Annotated in this window: 20 protein-coding genes; 19 read left to right on the plus strand and 1 reads right to left on the minus strand. The window is 42.6% G+C overall.

Going from position 1 to position 20,557, the window contains the following annotated elements:
• Positions 1 to 18 precede the first annotated feature (18 nt).
• The 16 genes from PQ511_RS02980 to hfq all read left to right on the plus strand — a co-directional run bounded on the left by PQ511_RS02980 (position 19) and on the right by hfq (position 17,820).
• Complete coding sequence (locus PQ511_RS02980) at positions 19 to 1,770, plus strand: 2-oxoacid:acceptor oxidoreductase subunit alpha (RefSeq protein WP_273850433.1); 1,752 nt, start codon at positions 19 to 21, stop codon at positions 1,768 to 1,770.
• A complete protein-coding gene (locus PQ511_RS02985; RefSeq protein WP_273850434.1) occupies positions 1,757 to 2,623 on the plus strand; it encodes a 2-oxoacid:ferredoxin oxidoreductase subunit beta in 867 nt (288 codons plus the stop codon). Before PQ511_RS02980 ends, PQ511_RS02985 begins: the two co-directional genes overlap by 14 nt.
• 185 nt (positions 2,624 to 2,808) lie before the next feature.
• Positions 2,809 to 3,849: an L-threonine 3-dehydrogenase gene (tdh, locus tag PQ511_RS02990; RefSeq protein WP_273850435.1), complete on the plus strand. Its 1,041-nt coding sequence runs from the start codon at positions 2,809 to 2,811 to the stop codon at positions 3,847 to 3,849.
• A 43-nt stretch (positions 3,850 to 3,892) separates the two neighbouring features.
• Positions 3,893 to 5,068: a glycine C-acetyltransferase gene (locus PQ511_RS02995; RefSeq protein ID WP_273850436.1), complete on the plus strand. Its 1,176-nt coding sequence runs from the start codon at positions 3,893 to 3,895 to the stop codon at positions 5,066 to 5,068.
• A gap of 300 nt (positions 5,069 to 5,368) precedes the next feature.
• Positions 5,369 to 6,901 (plus strand): tRNA (N6-isopentenyl adenosine(37)-C2)-methylthiotransferase MiaB, encoded by a 1,533-nt coding sequence (miaB, locus tag PQ511_RS03000; RefSeq protein ID WP_273850437.1) that lies wholly within the window; start codon positions 5,369 to 5,371, stop codon positions 6,899 to 6,901.
• Positions 6,901 to 7,317, plus strand: a complete 417-nt coding sequence (locus PQ511_RS03005) for a YlbF/YmcA family competence regulator (protein ID WP_224600078.1) — start codon at positions 6,901 to 6,903, stop codon at positions 7,315 to 7,317. Before miaB ends, PQ511_RS03005 begins: the two co-directional genes overlap by 1 nt.
• 163 nt (positions 7,318 to 7,480) lie before the next feature.
• Complete coding sequence (locus PQ511_RS03010; protein WP_273850438.1) at positions 7,481 to 8,320, plus strand: alpha/beta hydrolase; 840 nt, start codon at positions 7,481 to 7,483, stop codon at positions 8,318 to 8,320.
• Positions 8,321 to 8,325: 5 nt separating this feature from the next.
• Positions 8,326 to 8,874 carry a class I SAM-dependent methyltransferase gene (locus PQ511_RS03015; RefSeq protein WP_273850439.1) on the plus strand — a complete coding sequence of 183 codons (549 nt, stop codon included), beginning with the start codon at positions 8,326 to 8,328 and terminating at the stop codon, positions 8,872 to 8,874.
• Positions 8,875 to 8,907: 33 nt separating this feature from the next.
• Positions 8,908 to 9,702, plus strand: a complete 795-nt coding sequence (locus PQ511_RS03020) for an aminoglycoside adenylyltransferase domain-containing protein (RefSeq protein WP_273850440.1) — start codon at positions 8,908 to 8,910, stop codon at positions 9,700 to 9,702.
• A gap of 29 nt (positions 9,703 to 9,731) precedes the next feature.
• Positions 9,732 to 10,250 carry a DUF6886 family protein gene (locus PQ511_RS03025; protein WP_273850441.1) on the plus strand — a complete coding sequence of 173 codons (519 nt, stop codon included), beginning with the start codon at positions 9,732 to 9,734 and terminating at the stop codon, positions 10,248 to 10,250.
• A gap of 18 nt (positions 10,251 to 10,268) precedes the next feature.
• The gene (locus tag PQ511_RS03030) at positions 10,269 to 11,009 is read left to right on the plus strand and encodes a phosphotransferase family protein (RefSeq protein ID WP_273850442.1); all 741 of its coding nucleotides are present in this window, start codon (positions 10,269 to 10,271) and stop codon (positions 11,007 to 11,009) included.
• A 261-nt stretch (positions 11,010 to 11,270) separates the two neighbouring features.
• The gene (gene cotE, locus PQ511_RS03035; protein ID WP_273850443.1) at positions 11,271 to 11,822 is read left to right on the plus strand and encodes an outer spore coat protein CotE; all 552 of its coding nucleotides are present in this window, start codon (positions 11,271 to 11,273) and stop codon (positions 11,820 to 11,822) included.
• A gap of 236 nt (positions 11,823 to 12,058) precedes the next feature.
• A complete protein-coding gene (gene mutS, locus PQ511_RS03040) occupies positions 12,059 to 14,662 on the plus strand; it encodes a DNA mismatch repair protein MutS (RefSeq protein WP_273850444.1) in 2,604 nt (867 codons plus the stop codon).
• A gap of 16 nt (positions 14,663 to 14,678) precedes the next feature.
• Positions 14,679 to 16,562 carry a DNA mismatch repair endonuclease MutL gene (gene mutL / locus PQ511_RS03045; protein ID WP_273850445.1) on the plus strand — a complete coding sequence of 628 codons (1,884 nt, stop codon included), beginning with the start codon at positions 14,679 to 14,681 and terminating at the stop codon, positions 16,560 to 16,562.
• A 33-nt stretch (positions 16,563 to 16,595) separates the two neighbouring features.
• Positions 16,596 to 17,540 carry a tRNA (adenosine(37)-N6)-dimethylallyltransferase MiaA gene (gene miaA / locus PQ511_RS03050; RefSeq protein ID WP_273850446.1) on the plus strand — a complete coding sequence of 315 codons (945 nt, stop codon included), beginning with the start codon at positions 16,596 to 16,598 and terminating at the stop codon, positions 17,538 to 17,540.
• 46 nt (positions 17,541 to 17,586) lie between these two features.
• Positions 17,587 to 17,820, plus strand: a complete 234-nt coding sequence (gene hfq, locus PQ511_RS03055) for an RNA chaperone Hfq (protein WP_048309744.1) — start codon at positions 17,587 to 17,589, stop codon at positions 17,818 to 17,820.
• A 53-nt stretch (positions 17,821 to 17,873) separates the two neighbouring features.
• On the opposite strand, the gene PQ511_RS03060 is transcribed toward hfq, so the two are convergent.
• Positions 17,874 to 18,854 (minus strand): tyrosine-type recombinase/integrase, encoded by a 981-nt coding sequence (locus tag PQ511_RS03060; protein ID WP_273850447.1) that lies wholly within the window; start codon positions 18,852 to 18,854, stop codon positions 17,874 to 17,876.
• Positions 18,855 to 18,981: 127 nt separating this feature from the next.
• Here PQ511_RS03060 and PQ511_RS03065 point away from each other — a divergent pair, with 127 nt between their 5' ends.
• From PQ511_RS03065 to spoVK, 3 genes are all read left to right on the plus strand, one after another.
• Positions 18,982 to 19,167, plus strand: a complete 186-nt coding sequence (locus PQ511_RS03065) for a cold-shock protein (protein WP_224600068.1) — start codon at positions 18,982 to 18,984, stop codon at positions 19,165 to 19,167.
• Positions 19,168 to 19,182: 15 nt separating this feature from the next.
• Positions 19,183 to 19,539 (plus strand): hypothetical protein, encoded by a 357-nt coding sequence (locus PQ511_RS03070; protein ID WP_273850448.1) that lies wholly within the window; start codon positions 19,183 to 19,185, stop codon positions 19,537 to 19,539.
• 93 nt (positions 19,540 to 19,632) lie between these two features.
• Positions 19,633 to 20,556, plus strand: a complete 924-nt coding sequence (gene spoVK / locus PQ511_RS03075) for a stage V sporulation protein K (protein ID WP_273850450.1) — start codon at positions 19,633 to 19,635, stop codon at positions 20,554 to 20,556.
• The last annotated feature ends 1 nt before the right edge of the window (position 20,557 follow it).

Below are 20,557 nucleotides of genomic sequence, written 5' to 3' on the forward strand. Positions count from 1 at the left end.
TAGAAAGGGTGGGGCGTTATGATCGAACAACTTTCGTGGAAAGTTGGAGGACAGCAAGGTGAAGGAATAGACAGTACAGGAGAAATATTTGCAATTGCATTAAATCGACTTGGCTACTATTTATATGGTTACCGGCATTTTTCGTCCCGTATTAAAGGCGGGCATACGAATAATAAGATTCGCGTAAGTACGAAAGAAGTTCGAGCCGTTTCGGATGATCTCGACATGCTGATTGCGTTCGATCAAGAAACGATTGATGTCAATGCACATGAACTTCATAGCGGAGGAATCATTATAGCGGATGCCAAATTTAATCCAGTTAAACCAAATCATTGTCAGGCAACACTTGTGATCATTCCCTTTACTGAAATCGCAACGGAACTCGGCACTTCTCTCATGAAAAACATGGTAGCAATTGGTGCGACAAGTGCTGCTCTTGGGATAGATACGGCAACATATCAAGCTGTCGTAGATGAAATTTTTGGTCGAAAAGGCGAGAAAGTAGTTAACAACAACATGGAGGCTATTCAGCGTGGTGCTGATGCTTATATAGCTTCTGTTGGGGAAAGCGTCCAAACTCTTTCTCTCAAAAAAGCCGATGGTAAAAACCGCTTGTTCATGATTGGCAATGATGCAATTGCGCTAGGTGCGCTTGCCGGCGGAGCAAGACTAATGGCTGCCTATCCCATTACACCAGCGTCAGAAATCATGGAGTATTTAATTAAGAAACTTCCAGAATTCGGTGGAACCGTTGTCCAAACAGAGGATGAAATCGCGGCAGCCACGATGGCGATTGGTTCAAACTACGCAGGCGTAAGAACGTTAACGGCATCAGCAGGACCGGGGTTATCGCTTATGATGGAAGCGATCGGGTTATCTGGGATTACCGAAACGCCGCTCGTGATCGTCGACACCCAGCGTGGCGGACCAAGCACTGGGCTTCCAACGAAGCAGGAGCAGTCGGATTTGCTGGCGATGATTTATGGCACGCATGGCGAAATTCCTAAGATTGTCATCGCGCCAAGTACCGTGGAAGAAGCATTCTATGATGCTATTGAAGCGTTTAATCTTGCTGAGGAATACCAGTGTCCGGTTATTTTGCTTTCTGATTTGCAATTATCGCTTGGCAAACAATCCGTTGAGCCTCTTGATTACGATAAAATACAGATTCGAAGAGGAAAACTAAATGAGGAAGAAATTGCTGAGCGGGAAGATAAATCGTATTATAAGCGATTTGAACTAACCGATGATGGTGTATCTAATCGAGTGATTCCAGGAACGAAGAATGGAATCTTCCACGTTACCGGTGTGGAACATGACGAAACGGGTAAACCTTCGGAAGTGCCGCAAAACCGAAAAGACCAAATGGAGAAACGGTTGCGGAAAATTCATAACATCTCCTTTCAGAACCCAATATATAAAGCCGCGCCTCATCCAGAGCCGGATTTGCTCTTGATTGGCTTTAACTCAACGAGAGGAAGTATCGAAGAAGTGATGCCAAGACTTGAAGCAGATGGTTTAAAAGTAAATCATGCTCAAATTCGCCTTGTTCATCCTTTTCCTGCAGATGAGCTAAAGCCAATGTTACAGGCGGCAAAGAAAGTAATCGTCATTGAACACAATGCAACTGGACAGCTGGCAAGTCTCGTAAAAATGAACGTAGGATACGGTGAAAAGATTGAAAGTATATTAAAATACGACGGCAATCCATTTTTACCAGGTGATATCCATCAACAATGTAAGGAGATGTTCGCGAATGGCCACATTTAAAGATTTTCGTAATCAGGTAAAGCCAAACTGGTGTCCTGGCTGTGGAGATTTCTCCGTTCAAGCCGCCATTCAACGAGCTGCCGCAAATGTGGGACTAGAACCTGATGACCTCGCAGTTATTTCTGGTATTGGCTGTTCAGGTCGAATAAGTGGATATATTAATGCCTATGGCTTTCATGGCATTCATGGACGATCGCTTCCAATTGCACAGGGCGTTAAAATGGCCAATCGAGATTTAACCGTCATTGCTTCAGGTGGAGATGGAGATGGCTTTGCGATCGGAATGGGGCATACCATTCATGCGATGAGACGAAACATTGATGTGACGTATATCGTGATGGATAATCAAATTTATGGGCTCACGAAAGGGCAGACTTCGCCAACGAGCGCTGAAGGGTTTAAAACGAAAAGTACGCCTTCAGGCTCCATTGAATCTTCCCTCTCCATTATGGAACTCGCGCTCTCAAGCGGATGTGGTTTTGTAGCCCAAAGCTTTTCAACCGATTTAAAAGATTTAGTCGCAATCATTGAGCAAGGAATTCAACATAAAGGCTTTTCATTGATCAACGTATTTAGTCCGTGCGTCACGTTTAATAAAGTGAACACGTATGATTGGTTCAAACAAAATCTGGTTAGTTTAAAAGACATTGAAGACTATGATCCTCACAATCGAATGATGGCGATGCAAACGCTTATGGAGCACAATGGACTCGTCAAAGGATTGATTTATCAGAATCCGAACCGCCCTTCCTATCAAGAATCGGTTCGTGGATATAGTTCAAGTGCGCTATCCAAACAGGATCTGACTCTTCCAGAAGAAAAATTCAGCGAGCTAATGGCGGAATTTATGTGAAGCAAAAAACCCTTCAAGTTTGAAGGGTTTTTTTGTGAGGAATGAAGGAGAAAACATATTCCATAAATAAAACTATAAGTGTCCTCATATAGAGGACACATCATCTTTACGTAAAATATGATTAATGATACGATGGTTGTGATAACAGGAGTTAAAGAACGTTTTGGAAAAGTGAGGTGTACGCTGTGGAAGGAAAAATGAAGGCGATTGTAAAGCATGAACGAGGTAAAGGTGCTCAGCTACAAACCGTCGATATTCCACAAATTAATGATAATGAAGTATTAATTCAAGTGAAAGCAACTTCGATTTGCGGTACAGATGTACATATTTATACGTGGGATGAATGGTCCCAGAGTCGCGTGAATCCTCCTTATGTTTTTGGACATGAGTTTGCGGGAGTAGTCGTAGAAAAAGGGAAAAATGTTACGAATCTAGAAGTTGGAGACCACGTTTCAGCAGAAACACATATTGTTTGTAACCAATGTCCACAATGTTTAACAGGGAAGTTTCATATTTGTGAAAATACGAAGATTATCGGTGTGGATACAGACGGGTGCTTTGCAGAGTATGTCGCTCTCCCATCTCAAAACATATGGAAAAATCCTGAGTCGCTATCATTTGATGTCGCTTCTGTACAAGAGCCAATGGGAAATGCTGTTCATACAGTACTCGCTGGAGACGTTGCTGGAAAGACAGTAGCCATTATTGGTTGCGGACCAATTGGGATTATGGCGGTAGGTGTTGCTAAAGCAGCTGGTGCTTCACAGGTTATCGCACTGGATTTAAATGATTATCGTCTGAACCTTGCGAAAGAAATGGGCGCAACGACGGTCGTTAATTCTCGAAATGAAGATCCACTTCAAGTTGTGAATGAACTAACAAACGGTCACGGCGTTGACGTTGTCTGTGAAATGTCGGGACATCCAATCGCCATGAACCAGGGCTTTAAAATGGTAACAAACGGTGGACGTGTTTCCATTCTTAGTTTGCCAGTCCGTCCTGTCGAAATTGATGTAACGAATGACATTGTTTTTAAAGGCATCACGGTCCAAGGCATTACAGGAAGAAAAATGTTTGAAACCTGGCGCCAGGTTTCAGGATTATTGCAGTCAGGACAGGTCGATGTAGAACCGATGATTACGCATCATTTCCCGCTTGAAGACTTTGAAAAAGGCTTCGAATTAATGATTGAAGGTAAATGTGGTAAGGTAGTATTACATCCATAAGGCTCACAAGTGAGCCATTACATACTATTAAGGAGGCCGATCAATGAAAGGTTTTGAATATCTCCAAAAAGAGCTTGATCAAATGCAGGAGGAAGGCGTTTTTCGTAACTTGATTCCACTTGAGTCTGCTCAAGGATCACGCGTTACGATTAAAGGAAAAAATGTCATTCAGCTTTCGTCAAACAACTATCTAGGGCTAACGGACCATCCGAAAATGAAGCAAGCAGCGATTGAAGCGGTTGAAAAATACGGTGCAGGAACAGGGTCTGTACGTACGATTGCTGGGACGCTTTCTATGCATGAACAGTTTGAAGAAAAGCTTGCTGAATTTAAACATACGGAAGCGGCACTCGTTCTCCAATCCGGATTTGCCACCAATCAGGCAGTCCTTTCAGCGATTCTAACAAAAGAAGACGTCGTGATTTCGGATGAACTAAATCACGCTTCGATTATCGATGGCATTCGCTTAACAAAAGCGGGACGTCGTATTTACAAGCATACAGACATGGAAGACCTCGAGAATGCATTAAAAGAAACGCAAGATTATCGCACGCGTCTTGTTGTAACGGACGGCGTTTTCTCAATGGATGGAAACATTGCGCCACTTACTGAAATTGTGGAGCTTTGTGAGAAATACGATGCGCTTGTGATGGTGGATGACGCTCATGCAAGTGGTGTACTTGGTGAGAACGGTCGTGGAACGGTTGACCACTTCGGCTTAAACGGACGCGTTCACATTCAGGTTGGGACGCTTAGTAAGGCGATTGGCGTTCTTGGTGGTTACATTGCAAGTACGAAAACACTTCGCGATTATTTGATTCACAAAGGCCGTCCTTTCTTATTTAGTACATCTCACCCACCTGCAGTCACTGCTGCTTGCTCAGCTGCAATTGACGTTCTTGTAGAAGAACCTGAATTGATTGAGAAACTTTGGGATAACACGAAGTTCTTTAAAGCTGGTTTGAAAGAACTTGGTTTTGACACTGGTATAAGTGAAACACCGGTGACGCCAGTGATCATTGGTGATGAGGCACTTACGCACAAGTTTTCCGATAAACTGTTTGAAAACGGCGTTTTTGCGCAGGGTATTGCGTTCCCAACGGTTGCAAAAGGAAAAGGTCGCGTTCGTACGATCGTAACGGCGCAGCATTCAAAAGAAGATCTTCAAGAAGCTTTAGACGCATTTGAGAAGTCTGCAAAAGAGCTTGGAATCCTATAAATGAAAGAGAGAGGGGGGATGGTCCTCCTCTTTTTTTCGGCTAGTGAAGTCATTTTATAAATTGTTCACTAAATCGTGCTCTTAGGCTTTTCCAGGTTTTATTGATTAAATACTCTGAACCCCTTATAATAAAGGAATGTGCATTAGTTTCACATTTCTTAATTGACATTAAAGGATAACGAATAAAACGGAAGCTTTTATAGAATGGATTTCTATTAGCGAGGTTTTTCTAAGTTTAGGAGCATTAAGCTCTTTTTCATAGCAGGGTCATCCTTTTTAATTAGAAAGGGGTCGAGCGACATGAACGAACAGCAACGGCTGGATTCGCAGATCAATGTAAAGAAAACAGAGAAAACGACGGAAGATTACGCGAAGTATTTCCAGACAACGTATCAGGCACCTAACTTAAAAGATGCCAAGCGCAGAGGAAAAGAAAATGTAAACGTTCATTACGATTTTGAAATTCCAGAGAATATTAAAAACCTTGGGAAAGATAAGAAGTTTTTGATTCGTACGTACGGATGTCAAATGAATGAACATGATACGGAAGTAATGGCAGGAATTTTTGAAGAAATGGGCTTTGAAGCTACAACTGAGGTAACGGAAGCAGATGTTGTTCTCCTGAATACGTGTGCGATTCGCGAAAATGCGGAAAACAAAGTATTTGGTGAGCTAGGCCATTTAAAACCATTAAAGATGGAAAACCCGGACCTGATCATTGGCGTATGTGGTTGTATGTCACAGGAAGAATCTGTGGTCAACCGCATCATGCAGAAGCATCAGTTTGTTGATTTAATCTTTGGTACACATAACATTCACCGTCTTCCTGAACTAATGGAGCAGGCCGTCTTTGGGAAAGAAATGGTGATGGAAGTTTGGTCTAAAGAAGGCGACATTATTGAAAACCTTCCAAGAACGAGAAAAGGCGAAATCAAAGCGTGGGTTAACATCATGTACGGCTGTGATAAATTCTGTACATATTGCATCGTGCCTTATACACGAGGTAAAGAAAGAAGCCGTCGTCCTGAAGATATCATTCAGGAAGTACGCCATTTAGCCGCAAAAGGCTATAAAGAAGTGACGCTCCTCGGACAGAATGTAAACGCCTACGGGAAAGATTTAGAAGACATTGAATATGGTCTCGGTGACCTGATGAACGAGATTCATAAAATTGATATTCCTAGAGTTCGCTTCACAACGAGTCACCCACGTGACTTTGATGATCGTCTTGTAGAAGTACTTGGTCAGGGTGGCAATTTAGTCGATCATATCCATCTTCCTGTTCAAAGTGGAAGCAATGAGGTTCTGAAGTTAATGAACCGCCGCTATACGCGCGAAACGTATTTAGAGCTTGTTCGCAAGATTAAAAACGTAATGCCAAACGCAACCTTTACAACAGATATCATCGTAGGTTTCCCTAACGAAACGGATGAACAGTTCGAAGAGACGATGGAACTCGTGAAGGAAGTCGAGTATGACAGTGCGTATACGTTCATTTATTCGCAGCGTGATGGTACACCAGCTGCTAAAATGAAAGATAACGTCCCAATGGAAGTTAAGAAAGAACGCCTGCAACGCTTGAATGCACTCGTAAACGAAATGGCTGCGAAAAACAACGCTGTTTTTGAGGGTCAAATCGTGGAAGTGCTTGTTGAAGGGGAAAGTAAGAAAAACGCAGATGTGCTTTCTGGCTACACAAGCAAGAATAAAGTAGTAAACTTTAGAGGTCCAAAATCGTTAATTGGTCAAATCGTTCAAGTGAAAATCACAAAAGCAAAAACGTGGTCGCTTGATGGCGAATATATTGAAAAAACGGCTGAGGTGAATGCATAATGGTATCTAGAATGGAAGTTATTGCAAAAGCAAAAGATCTTGCGAAGCTCGTTTCTGAAACAGAAGAAGTCGATTTCTTCAAGCGTGCTGAAGAAAAGATCAATGAAAACAAAAAAGTGCAAAGCTTGATTGCGCGTATTAAATTAGAGCAAAAAGAAGCAGTGAACCTTCAGCACTACAGCAAGCATGAAGCGTTAAAGGAGAAAGATGAGCGCATTGATAAGCTGATGCAGCAGCTTGATGAGATTCCAGTTGTACAGGAATTCAAACGCTCGCAGTCAGATGTGAATGACCTTCTTCAGCTTGTCGCAAACACGATTTCTAACACGGTAACAGATGAGATCATCGAGTCCACTGGTGGAAATGTTCTTGAAGGAACAACTGGTTCAAGTCAGCAGGGACATGGATGTAAGTAAGCACAAATAAAATGAATCTAAAAGCCTTCCACTACACTGGAAGGCTTTTTTTCATGCCATACAAAGTATTTTTTCGAAATATTCTCTTAAATATCTGGATCATTATGCTAATATAAGCGAAGAGGATGTTCTAAGAAGTAGGGAGAATCGGGGGGATCGCGCGGTGAAACGATATAGTATTAAAAATGAAACGACGCATGTTCACCTCACTGAATGGGGAGAAAAAGAGTTTCCGGTTATCATCTGTTTGCACGGATTAGGAAGCACAAGTCTATCTTTTATCGAAATAGCCGAGGAGCTAAAAGATCACTATCACATCATTGCAATAGATGCGCCAGGTCATGGAAGCACACCACCTTTTAAGCATGCAGAAGAATATGAAATGCCTCAAATGGCTTGTTGGTTGGACAACATCATAGATGAGCTTCAAATACATGACTTTTATTTGTTATCCCATTCCTGGGGAAGTTTTCTAGCGCTATATTATCTCTATTATTATGGTGAACGCGTTATTGGAAGCATTTTAATTGATGGCGGCTATCAAACAAAACGTCTAGGGAATCAGTCGATGGAAGAAGAGGCTGCTTTCTATGAACAGGACTTTGAAGAGTATGTCGATTCGTGGAAAAAATTTTTAGATGAGGCGGCTTATGGAAGCGTAACAAGACGTTCGAAGCTGTTGGACCTGGCTGCAAAAGATCTCGCTATAGAGAAAAATGGTAATTTCTACTGGCATGCGAGAGGAAAGACGGCTGGGTACATCATTCAAGCCATGCACAAACATGAGACGATTGATCTTTATGACGCGTTACCTTCAACGATCATTTTATTAAGAGCAACGTTACCTGAGCATTTACAGGAGAAGCGGCAGCTAACTTCAACCATTTTTAAAGAGAAAACAGGTTGTTCGGTTAAACTTATACCGGAAACGACCCATATGTTGCATTGGGATAGCCCTGAAATAGTCATAAACGAAGTTAAATCAAATTGGGGAAGTAGGTAATTGAAGTGCAAAGAGAGGAAAGCACCCGAGTTGTCATTGGAGCAGGAGACTATTCGAATAACCCTGGCTGGATCGAAACACAGGAGTCCGAGCTCGATCTATTAAACGGGCTACAGTGGCAAGCACGTTTTGACGAGTCCTCCATTCGTGCTATTTTGGCGGAGCACGTATGGGAGCACTTAACCTATGAAGAAGGGAAGAAAGCAGCGGAAACCTGCTATCCGTATTTAATGAGAAACGGGTATATTCGTTGTGCCGTGCCGGACGGGTATTTTCCAGATAAAGCTTATCAAAAAGGTGTGCAAGTAGGAGGCCCAGGACCTAAGGATCATCCTGTTCATAATTACAAGACGCTAACATCCATGTTTGAAGAAGCAGGTTATCAAGTGCGTTTGCTTGAATATTGCAATGAACAAGGCGAGTTTATTTATAACGATTGGGATGAAAAAGATGGTTTTATCTATCGATCGAAGCGATTTGATCAAAGAAATGCTGAAGGGAAATTGGGATTTGTTTCGCTGATTGTTGATGCGATTAAATGGGAACAGAGTTAGGTTTCATTTGTATGAAGGGATGGTGAACTAATCATGTCTAACTGGCAAACCTGCTCCACTGAAGTAGCTGATTTTGTTAAACAACTAATGGAGGAAACGAAAAAAATACTTGGAAGTCATTACATAGGTTTCTATCTCCACGGTTCGTTAGCGATGGGTGGGTTTAATTCCAACCGAAGCGATGTCGATTTTTTAATCATAACCAAAAAGGGCGTTAGTGTTCAAGCGAAAAAAGAGTTAGCGCAATTGTATTTATTTTCCTCCAACAAGCCCTATCCGATCGAAATGAGTATCCTTCAGGAAAGGCACCTGAAGAATTGGGAACACCCGAGTGAGTACGATTTCCATTTTAGCGAATTTTGGAGAGAGCGTTATAAACGTGATTTAGAAACAAACGGAAGTGAATACTTAAATGCAGAAGTCTACAAAGACTCAGACCTTGCAGCTCATATAACAATCACGACAGAGCGAGGGATTTGTCTCGATGGGGAACCGATTGACCGAATTTTTCCTATTGTGCCTAAAGAAGATTATCTTTCTTCTATTTTAATTGACTTCGAGGAATGTGTAGAAGATATAAATCGTCACCCTATTTATAGCATCCATAACATGTTACGCGTTTATTGGTATGTGAAAGAGGAAGTGATTTCATCAAAAAAAGAAGCAGGTGACTGGGGAATAACTTCCCTTCCAAGAGAGCTTAGGTTAACTGTTGAAAAAGCCGTTCATTGTATTGAGGATGGAGAAAGCACTTATGAATTTAAGCAAGAAGAATTAATGACGTTCACTCATTACATAACGAAAGAAGTTCGCTCTCTTACTAAATAAGACCCGTTAAACTTAAAGGAGGCGCTCGTTTGCGCATTTTTCATGTTAGTGAAGAAGATGACATTCAAGAATTTCTGCCGCGCATTCCAACGCGTAAAGATCTTGACCAATCAAAAGGACTTGTATGGGCTGTTAACGAAACCTGTTTACCGAACTTTTTAACACCCCGGAATTGTCCACGCGTTTGTTTTCACATTGGGTCCAATACATCAGAAGCTGATAAGGAAATGTATCTCACGTCGTGCTCTCGCCATGTTGTCATCGTTGAGAACAGTTGGTTTGACAGGATGACTAACACCGAACTCTACGTGTATGAGTTTAATCCGGATTTTTTTTGCCTTCAGGATGACAATGCTGGCTATTACGTCAGTGAAAGGACTCAAGTGCCTATGAATAAATGGAAGGTTGAAAATCCTTTGGAGGAGTTATTCCGTCGCCAAGTCGAAGTGAGGTTTGTTGAGCATTTGTGGGACAGCTATGATGAAATACAACAAACAACGCTCCATTGGTCTATGTGTCGAATGAGAAATGCAAAGCCACGGAACTAGGAAGAGAGGGGAATTAGAATGAAACTTGGTCATCCAGTCGCTGAGGGAAATACAGCCACCATATACCAGATTCATGACAAGATTGTGAAGGTATTCCGCGAAGACCTCCCAGATGGAACCTCTTCCTATGAAGCGAAGAAGCAACGTTATGCCTTATCAAAAGGTCTTCCAGTCCCTAATATCTTTGAGGTAACGAAAATAGACGGTAAACAGGCCATTATCATGGAAAAAATGAGCGGCCGTACATTAGGTGATCTTCTTTTAGAAAATCGGGATCGTGCTGAGGTATATATGGAACTTTCCGTTAACATTCAACACAGCATTCACCAAATCAGCGCAGATTCGTTTGAACCGATGACTGAAAAATTAACGAGACAAATAGAAGAAGCGAACGAGTTAAGTCAAAAGCAAAAAGCAGCATTGCTCTGTAAGTTAAAGGAAATGCCTGTTAAGAAGCAGCTGTGCCACGGTGATTTGCATCTATTTAATCTGGTCATGGGCGATCAAGTGACGATCATTGATTGGGTAGATGCAAGTGCGGGGGATAGCCGAGCAGACGTATGCAGAACGTATCTCTTGTACACTCAATTTTCAAGTGATTTAGCGGATCTGTATTTAAAGCTTTACTGCATGAAAACCGGTGAATTAAAAGAAGTGATCCTGGAGTGGGCACCGATTATTGCTGGTGCACGGTTAGCTGAAGGGGTCCTATCAGAAGACTCTGATCGTTTGTTAAGGATTGTAGATCAGTACCTATAAGCCTGGAAGGAAAAAATTATTCTGAGGCTTCGTTTTATACTAATAATAATTTTCACATACCGTACTTTTTTAAAAAAATAACAAAAGGTTGTAAAGCATTGGACATTCGAGACATAGACTGATAGTGGAACAGCCTTTATATATAAAAAACTTTTATTCTATGGTGTTGGTTATGTTTTTTTGCTGTAAGAAAAAAAGAGGAACAATGGTCGTTTGTCTTGCATAGGATGAGAATGAAGATTGGAAGAGGAGGTATGATCGATGTCAGAGGAATATAATTACAGAGAGATATTCGCCAAAGCTGTTTGCGGAAAAGGGCGTAAATTTACACAGGATACAAACACAGTAACACCAACCCATAAGCCTTCTAGTATTCTGGGTTGCTGGATTATTAACAACCAATTCACTGCCAAAAAGCGTGGTGACGTTGTCCTAGTTGAAGGATCTTATGACATTAATATCTGGTATTCTTACAGCCATAATACCAAAACAGAAGTCGTAACCGAAACAGTTAAATACCATGAAGAAATTCCTCTTCGCTACAAAGACAAAGACTGTGTTGCTGATGAAGTAGTGGCAAAAGCAATTCAGGAGCCTAACTGTCTCGAAGCGACTATTGCGCCGAGCGGTCATAAGGTGATTGTACAAGTGGAAAGAGAATTTCTTGTAGAAGTTATCGGTGAAACGAAGATTTGCGTCTACGTAAATCCGGATGGCTGTGAAGACGATGACGATGATTGGGATTATGATGTAGATGATGAAGAGTTTGAGGATTTAGATCCGAACTTCTTAATTGGTGATCTTGAAGAATAGTGCGTCCAGGGAGAAGCAAACCTTCTTCCTGGTTTTTATTTTGTGGTAAAGTACGACTGATGAAACAGAAGCTTTCGTTTACTGATCCAGCTTTAGCCTCCAGACACCCGATCCCTTCACCTCTGAACACAATGCCCTAATGAAAAGGTTCCAGTGCTGTGCCTAAACCGAGGCTTCCGCTTTACTGATATGCTATACTGTTAGGTGACTAGATTTAAGATTGGTGGAGAAGAAACATGGCTCGTTATACCCCGATGATGGAACAATATTTGCGAATTAAGGCAGAGTACCAGGATGCCTTTTTATTTTTTCGTTTAGGCGATTTTTATGAAATGTTTTTTGATGACGCGATGCGTGCATCGAAGGAATTGGAAATTACATTAACAAGCAGAGATGGTGGGGGAGAAGGTCGGATTCCGATGTGTGGTGTCCCGTATCATTCTGCTGAAAACTATATATCCCAGCTTGTAACCAAAGGATACAAAATTGCGATATGTGAGCAAACGGAAGATCCGAAACAGGCGAAAGGTGTCGTTCGAAGAGAAGTTGTTCAGCTTATTACACCTGGAACGGTTATGTCAGACCATTTAATTAAAGAAAAAGAAAATAACTACATTGTCGCAATCTCATCGTTTGATGATGAGACGTTTGCGCTAGCAGCAAATGATTTAACGACGGGTGAATCCATGGCAACGATTTTAGCTGGTGACCATCATGAAGTGATTGGTGAGCTTTCAAATCTTGCCCCGCGTGAAGTAATTCTTGCGAGCGATAGCGAAGCGCTATCGAACGCGATTCAAGAGCGCATGACTGTGACTGTATCAATTGAGGATGACGTGACAATTCCAGATTCACTCAAAATGTTAAGCAACCATATCGATCAGCCTAAGCTTCTTCAAGTGTTTGGCAGACTGCTTCAGTACTTAATACGTACACAGAAGCGATCGATGGATCACCTCCAGCCGCTTCGTCACTACCATGTTTCTCAATACATGAAACTTGATGTGAATTCAAAACGTAACCTTGAACTTGTTGAGACGATTCGCGATAAAAAGCGGACAGGCTCTCTCGTTTGGTTCTTAGATAGTTCGGTAACGGCAATGGGAGGACGTTTATTAAAGCAGTGGGTAGAGCGACCACTCTTACAACAACGAGAAATTGAGAAGCGCCAGGAACTTGTTGAGACACTAATGAAGCAGTTTTTTGAACGTGAGACGATTCGTGAACAGCTTCAAGGGGTTTATGATCTGGAGCGACTTGCAGGAAAAGTAGCGTTTGGAAACCTCAATGCGCGTGACCTCGTCCAGCTACGAAAATCGCTTGAGAAAATTCCAGAGATCAAGCGAGCGGTGGGTTCTCTTGATAACCCGTATGCAAAAGAGCTTGCGGAAGAAATTCTTCCTTGTGATGACCTCGTTGGGCTACTGCAAGAAGCGATTGAAGACAATCCGCCGCTTTCAGTGAAAGAAGGGCAAATGATTCGAGACGGCTATCATGCTGATCTTGATAAATACCGTGATGCGAGCCGTAACGGCAAAGATTGGATCGCGGCGCTTCAAATGCAAGAGCGTGAGCGGACTGGCATTAAATCGCTTAAGATTGGCTACAACAAAGTATTTGGCTATTATATTGAAATAACGCGATCAAACCTAGCGAATCTCCCAGAAGGGCGCTATGAGCGGAAACAGACGCTTTCCAATGCGGAGCGTTTTATTACCCCGGAATTGAAAGAAAAAGAAACGCTTATTTTAGAAGCGGAAGAAAAGATTGTGGATCTAGAATATAGCTTGTTTACGAACCTGCGTGAAGAAGTAAAAGCCTATATCCCTGAGCTTCAACAACTTGCGAGAAAAATTAGCGAGCTTGACGTTCTTCAATCGTTTGCGGTTGTAAGTGAAGAAAATCGTTTCACCAAACCGATCTTTTCAAAAGAGCGTAAAGTAGCGGTTGAAGGCGGACGTCACCCGGTAGTTGAAAAAATGTTGAAAGGCAGAGAATATGTTGCGAATGACGTGATGATGGATCGTGATCGTGAAATCCTCTTAATTACAGGTCCTAACATGAGTGGTAAAAGTACGTATATGCGCCAGCTTGCGCTCATTTCCATTCTCGGTCAAATCGGCTGCTTCGTTCCGGCAGAATCCGCAGTACTTCCTGTGTTTGACCAGATTTTCACTCGAATTGGTGCGGCGGATGACCTTGCAGCGGGACAAAGTACGTTTATGGTGGAAATGCTTGAAGCGAACTACGCGATTACCCGTGCCACGCAAGATAGCTTGATATTGCTTGATGAAATTGGCCGCGGAACATCAACATATGACGGTATGGCGCTTGCACAGTCAATCATTGAATATGTGCATAGTGAAGTACGAGCAAAGACGCTGTTTTCCACACACTATCATGAACTGACATCGCTTGAGGAAGATCTTGATCGTGTAAAGAATGTTCACGTTAAAGCAGTTGAAGAAAAGGGACGAGTTGTTTTCCTTCACCGCGTGCATGACGGATCAGCTGATAAAAGTTACGGTATTCATGTAGCGCAACTTGCGAACTTACCCGATGCACTCATTCAGCGTGCAGAAGCTATACTAGCTGAGTTTGAGGCGGAAACGGATGTCGTGAAAGCGCCGAAAGTACCTGTAGAGAAACCTCGTCCTGAAGTAAAAGAAGACGAAGCGCAGCTTGCCTTCTTCGATCAGGAGGAGGATAAGAAAAAGCCCGCTCGTACATCAGGGGAGAAAGCGATCCTTGATCGATTAAAGTCAGTGGATATTATGGAAATGACGCCGATGGATGCGATTAATACGCTATACGAATTAAAGAAGCACTTAAAGTCATAGAGAAAGGGTGAGGAAGATGGGAAAGATCGTACAGCTTGATGATCAGCTTTCAAACAAAATAGCTGCCGGTGAAGTGGTGGAAAGACCGGCCTCTGTTGTGAAGGAACTTGTGGAGAATGCGATAGATGCACAAAGCAGTGAAATCACAATTGAAATTGAAGAGGGCGGTCTTTCCAAAATTCGCATCGTAGATAATGGAAGCGGCATGGACGAGGAAGACTGCAAACTCGCTTTCTTCCGTCATGCAACGAGCAAAATAAAAAACGAGCGTGACTTGTTTCAGATTGAAACGCTCGGCTTCCGAGGAGAAGCACTTCCAAGTATCGCGGCGGTGTCTCACTTAGAATTGAAAACCTCAACAGGTGATGAGGCTGGAACGTACGTCAAGATTGAAGCGGGAAAAGTAGCAGAGTTTAAAGCGACCGACAGTCGTAAAGGAACGGAAATGACAATTACGGGTTTGTTTTACAACACTCCTGCACGTCTGAAGCACATGAAAACCGTTCATACCGAGCTTGCGAACGTAGCGGACGTCATTAACCGTCAGGCGATGGCTCATCCGGACATTGCCTTCCGCTTCTTTCATAATGAGAAGAAGCTGTTATCAACAACAGGAAATGGTGATCTTCTACAAGTGATTGCGGCGATTTATGGCTATAACACGGCACGTAAAATGCTCCCACTAAAAGCAGAGACAATCGACTTTTCTGTTAGCGGCTATGCAGCAAAGCCAGAGTTAACGCGCGCTTCTCGTCAGTACATTTCACTCATCATTAACGGTCGTTACATCAAAAATTTTCCGATCTCAAAAGGGATACAGCAGGGCTACCATACGCTTCTTCCAATCGGACGCTATCCGATCGTTGTGCTTCATATTAAAATGAACCCAACGCTCATCGATGTAAACGTACATCCCTCAAAGTTGGAAGCGCGAATAAGTAAGGAACAGGACCTTGCTCTTGCGATTGAGAATGCGATAAAAGGTCTTTTTAAGAAAATTGAGCTCATTCCTGAGCAAGCTCCTCCAAAGAAAAAAGAAGAAGAAAGCGAGCAGCCGGCATTCCAGTTTCAACACAATGTTCATGAAAATGAGCCGGAAGAAATACCGATTCGTCAAGAATGGACGAAAGGGAAGGTGGAACATTCGGAAGAGCAGTCGAAGCCGCAGAATGATTTCCTTCAACCTTTTAGTATAAAAGAAGAAATGCAAACAGAGTCATACGAGTCGATGGCCCCTACCACACATTCCACGCGATCGGAAACCCGAGATGAGCTTGAGATGGCCATGGACTTTGTGAAGGAGACAAATAGTGATTCACGAATCCCGCCGCTTTACCCGATCGGTCAAATGCACGGAACGTATATCCTAGCACAGAATGAAAATGGGCTTTATATCATCGATCAGCACGCCGCTCAGGAACGAATAAAGTACGAGTTTTATCGTGAAAAAGTAGGTGAGATCGATCCAGTTGTACAAGAGCTTCTCGTTCCGATTACGCTTGAATACAACACGTCGGAGTCTGCAATCATTGATAGTCGGATTGATGACCTTGCGAAAGTTGGCGTTTTCTTAGAGTCATTCGGTCCCAACAGCTATATGGTCAGCGCTCACCCAGTTTGGTTCCCCAAAGGCGCTGAACAAAATACGATTGAGGAATTAATTCAGGAGGTCGTTGATAATCGCAGAATTGATGTGAAGAAGCTACGTGAAGAAGCGGCCATTATGATGTCCTGTAAGAAATCGATTAAGGCTAACCGTCATCTTCGTGATGACGAAGTGTTCACGCTATTAGAAACGCTTAGACAATCCGTTGATCCGTATACATGTCCACATGGACGACCGATTATTATTCATTATTCGACGTATGAAATGGAAAAAATGTTTAAGCGGGTTATGTAACGAGCACAATGAGAAAAGAATGCAGGAAAGTACGTGAGAGTAATGGATAAACAAAAACTAGTAACGGTTTTAGGTCCGACAGCTGTTGGTAAAACAAAGACAAGCATTGAACTTGCGAAGGCGCTTGACGGGGAAATCATTAGCGGTGATTCGATGCAAATTTACCGTGGCATGGACATAGGAACAGCGAAAGTCACGGAAGAAGAGATGGAAGGTATTCCCCATTATTTAATAGATATTAAGGAACCAAAGGAAAGCTTTTCAGCTGCTGAATTTCAAAAGCTTGCGACAGAGCTTGTTGCGGATATTAATAGCAGAGGCAAAGTGCCGATTATTGCTGGGGGAACGGGTCTTTACGTGAAATCCGTGACCCATCAGTACGCTTTTTCAGAAGCAAAGGAAGATCCGGCATACCGCCAGCAACTTGAGCAACAAGCAGAAGAAGAAGGGGCGGTAACGTTTCACGCGCGATTAAAAGATGTTGATCCAGTGAGCTATGAAGCAATCCATCCAAATAATGTACGAAGGGTCATTCGGGCATTAGAAGTGTATCACGTAACAGGTGAGCCCGTATCCGCTTCAAAAGATGCTTTGCCTGAGGAATCTCCCTATCATCTTGTAAATGTCGGTCTTACGATGGATCGTGATATCCTGTATGAGCGAATTAACAAGCGAGTCGACAATATGATGGAGGATGGGCTTCTTGAAGAAGCACAGCGGCTCTACAAGAATGGCATTCGTCACTGTCAATCCGTTCAGGCTATTGGCTACAAAGAAATCTACAATTATCTCGAAGATCGGATCTCATTAGAAGAGGCGGTCCTTGAGTTAAAGCAGAACTCAAGACGTTATGCAAAGAGGCAACTCACGTGGTTTCGTCATCAAATGGCGATGGACTGGTATGACATGACGGCGCATCGTGAAGAAAAAATTAACGAAATCTTGAAAGTTGTTGCAGGAAAGTTAGCAGAAAGATAGAAATGTAGTTAAGGAATGCCTTTAGAGAAAAAGAGGAGGACTGACAATGAAGCAGCAAATTAACATCCAGGATCAATTCCTGAACCAATTAAGAAAAGATAACGTTTTTGTAACCGTGTACCTGCTAAACGGATTCCAGCTAAAAGGGACAATTAAAGGATTTGATAATTTCACGATTATCCTTGAGTCCGACGGAAAACAACAGTTGATTTACAAACACGCCATTTCTACGTTCGCTCCACAGCGATCCGTTGAAATAAATTTTGAGTCTGACAAGTAAACACATAGTCCCTCGTTCTGGTTAAAGCAGGATGAGGGACTTTTTCATATTTACTATGATGAAATTTGCTGCTTTTCCATATAATCAAAATAGCGTTTCAGGGTAAGGTCGGCTTTAAGACCAAATTGCATCCGTAGCTGATCGACAGAAAGATCATTTTCAATGGCTTTGATGACGCATGTTCGTCTCATATGCTGAGCGGACACACCTTTACGGATTCCAGCTCGCTGAACTTCAAGGCGAATCATTTTTTGTACGGCAATTTCTGTTAACCGCTTCGGGCGATCAACTTCATAACTCCAGCGATACGTTTGCCGTTGAAAGTCGAACGAAACAAAAAGCGGATCGTCGCTATGAAGTCTTGGTCTAACCGGCGCTGGAATCGTGTGATAATAGTCGAACAAAATTTTCTTATGATCAGGATCTAACTGGATCGTTCGTTTTCCTAATGCCGAAGTGACGCTTAGTTCATTTTGTTCGAAAGAAATGTCTTTCATGGAAAGCGAACAGAGCTCTTGTAACGTTAATCCGTAATTCAGGAAGAGCCTGGCGATAATTAAATTTCGATCAATCAGAAATTCACGCGCTCTTAACTGGTTGTCCGTTAAATCGTCAAGCGATACGATCGTCTTAAGCAGCTTTTCAGCTTCTTCCTCTTTTAGAAAATCGGTTTCGATATAACCGGCGTCTTCGTTTGTTGGTAGGACGACTTCTTTCATTGGATTGGTCTTTGTTCGATTTAACGACATATAATAACGATATACTTGATTTAATACAGTCATAATTCTCTTTAACGTCCGCTCAGAATAATGACGCTCAAGATGCAAATAGCGCACGTACTCCTGAAGCTGCTCCGTTGTCAGATTACGAAAGTTCTCGAAATCGACCTTTCGATGGAGCGTTCGGTGCCAGACGGTATAATCGGCAAGGTCATAGCGATAGCGGCGAAGAGTAGAAGCCTTACGCCCTTTTCGTTCGAGCGACTGCAAGTACTCTTCTAGAAAGTCTGGAAGCGACTGATTAAAAAGCTCCATTCGATGATCACCTCTCATTTTGTTCCATTATAACAAAATCTTTGCACGACTTGTTTACAAAGGGTTACATGTTTTTGGGATAATTGGAAATACTAGTGATAACCAAATCGTAAAGGAGCGGTTAGACATGGCCTTTTTTTCAAAACAGCAGCAGGAACCTATTCCAGAAGTAGATACAGACGTCTGGTCTTGTTCGAGTGGAGATTGTGCTGGCTGGATGCGAGCCGATTACTCGTTTTCTGATACACCGGCTTGCCCATTATGTGGCGCTGAGATGATGAGTGAAGTTCGAAACCTTCCAGAAATTAAATAATGATGGAGAGGACACATGAATAAAATTGTAGAGAAAATTAGGAATAAAGCGGAACAAATTGTTAGCGTTACGAAAGCAGCAGGTAAAGGGAAACATGTTGCTTCGATGCAGCACTTTTATGACATTTTCACCGAGCTTCCTGAAGTGCAGAAGAAAGAGATTTCTCATTTGAGAAGTCGTTTTGTTTTATATACGCTTCACGAAGGCGATATATTCATGAAGATCCTCGAACGTTCAGATCGACACATACTTGAAATTGATGTCGTCGAAAAAGGCGAGGTCCTTACACACTACAGATCTTATAAAGCAAAGAAGGCTGAACCGAAAATTCATATTCCTGAATCGTTTGTTGAACGGATTGGGGCAAGTTAAACACTCCTAACGAGTGTTTTTCTTTTGGGCGTTTGTCACGGATTCTGGGCAGGTGCGTATACTATCGTGTGAGAATAAAGCGAGGTGAGCACCGTGCAGCAAACCGTAACGCAGCGAAAAGGTCAAATTAACATCGTCCTTCGACAAACCGAAGGGATTCAAGAGACGGCGGATGCCGCACTAAGTCAAGCAACGAAAAAGCATATGCCGCTTGAACGCATTCAGCAGGAAATGGAACAGCTAATCGGCTTAAAAGAGATGAAACATTTATTAAAAGAAGTGTATGCCTGGCTTTATGTGAACAAGTGCAGAGAGGAAAATGGCTTAAAACAAAATACGCAGGCGCTCCACATGATGTTCAAAGGAAATCCCGGCACCGGGAAAACAACGGTAGCTCGCCTGTTAGGAACGCTTTTTCTCGAGATGAATGTGCTTTCTAAAGGACACCTGATCGAGGTGGAAAGAGCCGATCTCGTTGGGGAATACATTGGTCATACCGCTCAAAAGACGAGAGAGCTTGTGAAAAAAGCAAAAGGCGGCATTTTGTTTATTGATGAAGCGTATTCGCTTGCGCGCGGAGGCGAAAAGGATTTTGGGAAAGAAGCGATTGATACGCTTGTGAAGGCGATGGAAGATCACCATAAAGATTTCATTCTTATCCTAGCAGGTTATTCAGATGAAATGGAGCACTTCCTTTCGCTAAATCCAGGCTTGCCGTCTCGTTTTCCGCTCGTCATTGATTTTCCGGACTATTCGAATGAGCAGCTGCTTGAGATCGCGAAAAAGATGGCAGCCGAGAGACAGTATCGTTTTTCAAGAGAGACAGAGTGGAAGCTAAAGCAAAGCTTTGTGAAAAAGCGTGAACGGGAAACAAGTACGTTTAGCAACGGTCGTTTCGTTCGAAACATCATTGAAAAAGCAATCCGTAAGCAAGCAGTCCGCTTGCTACAGGCAGACGTCATTGATCGCTCGGCGCTTGAGCTGCTCTTACCAGAAGACATCCCTATAGAAGATTAAA

It is taken from the genome of Guptibacillus spartinae (genome assembly GCF_028610625.1).
GTDB lineage: Bacteria > Bacillota > Bacilli > Bacillales > Guptibacillaceae > Guptibacillus > Guptibacillus spartinae.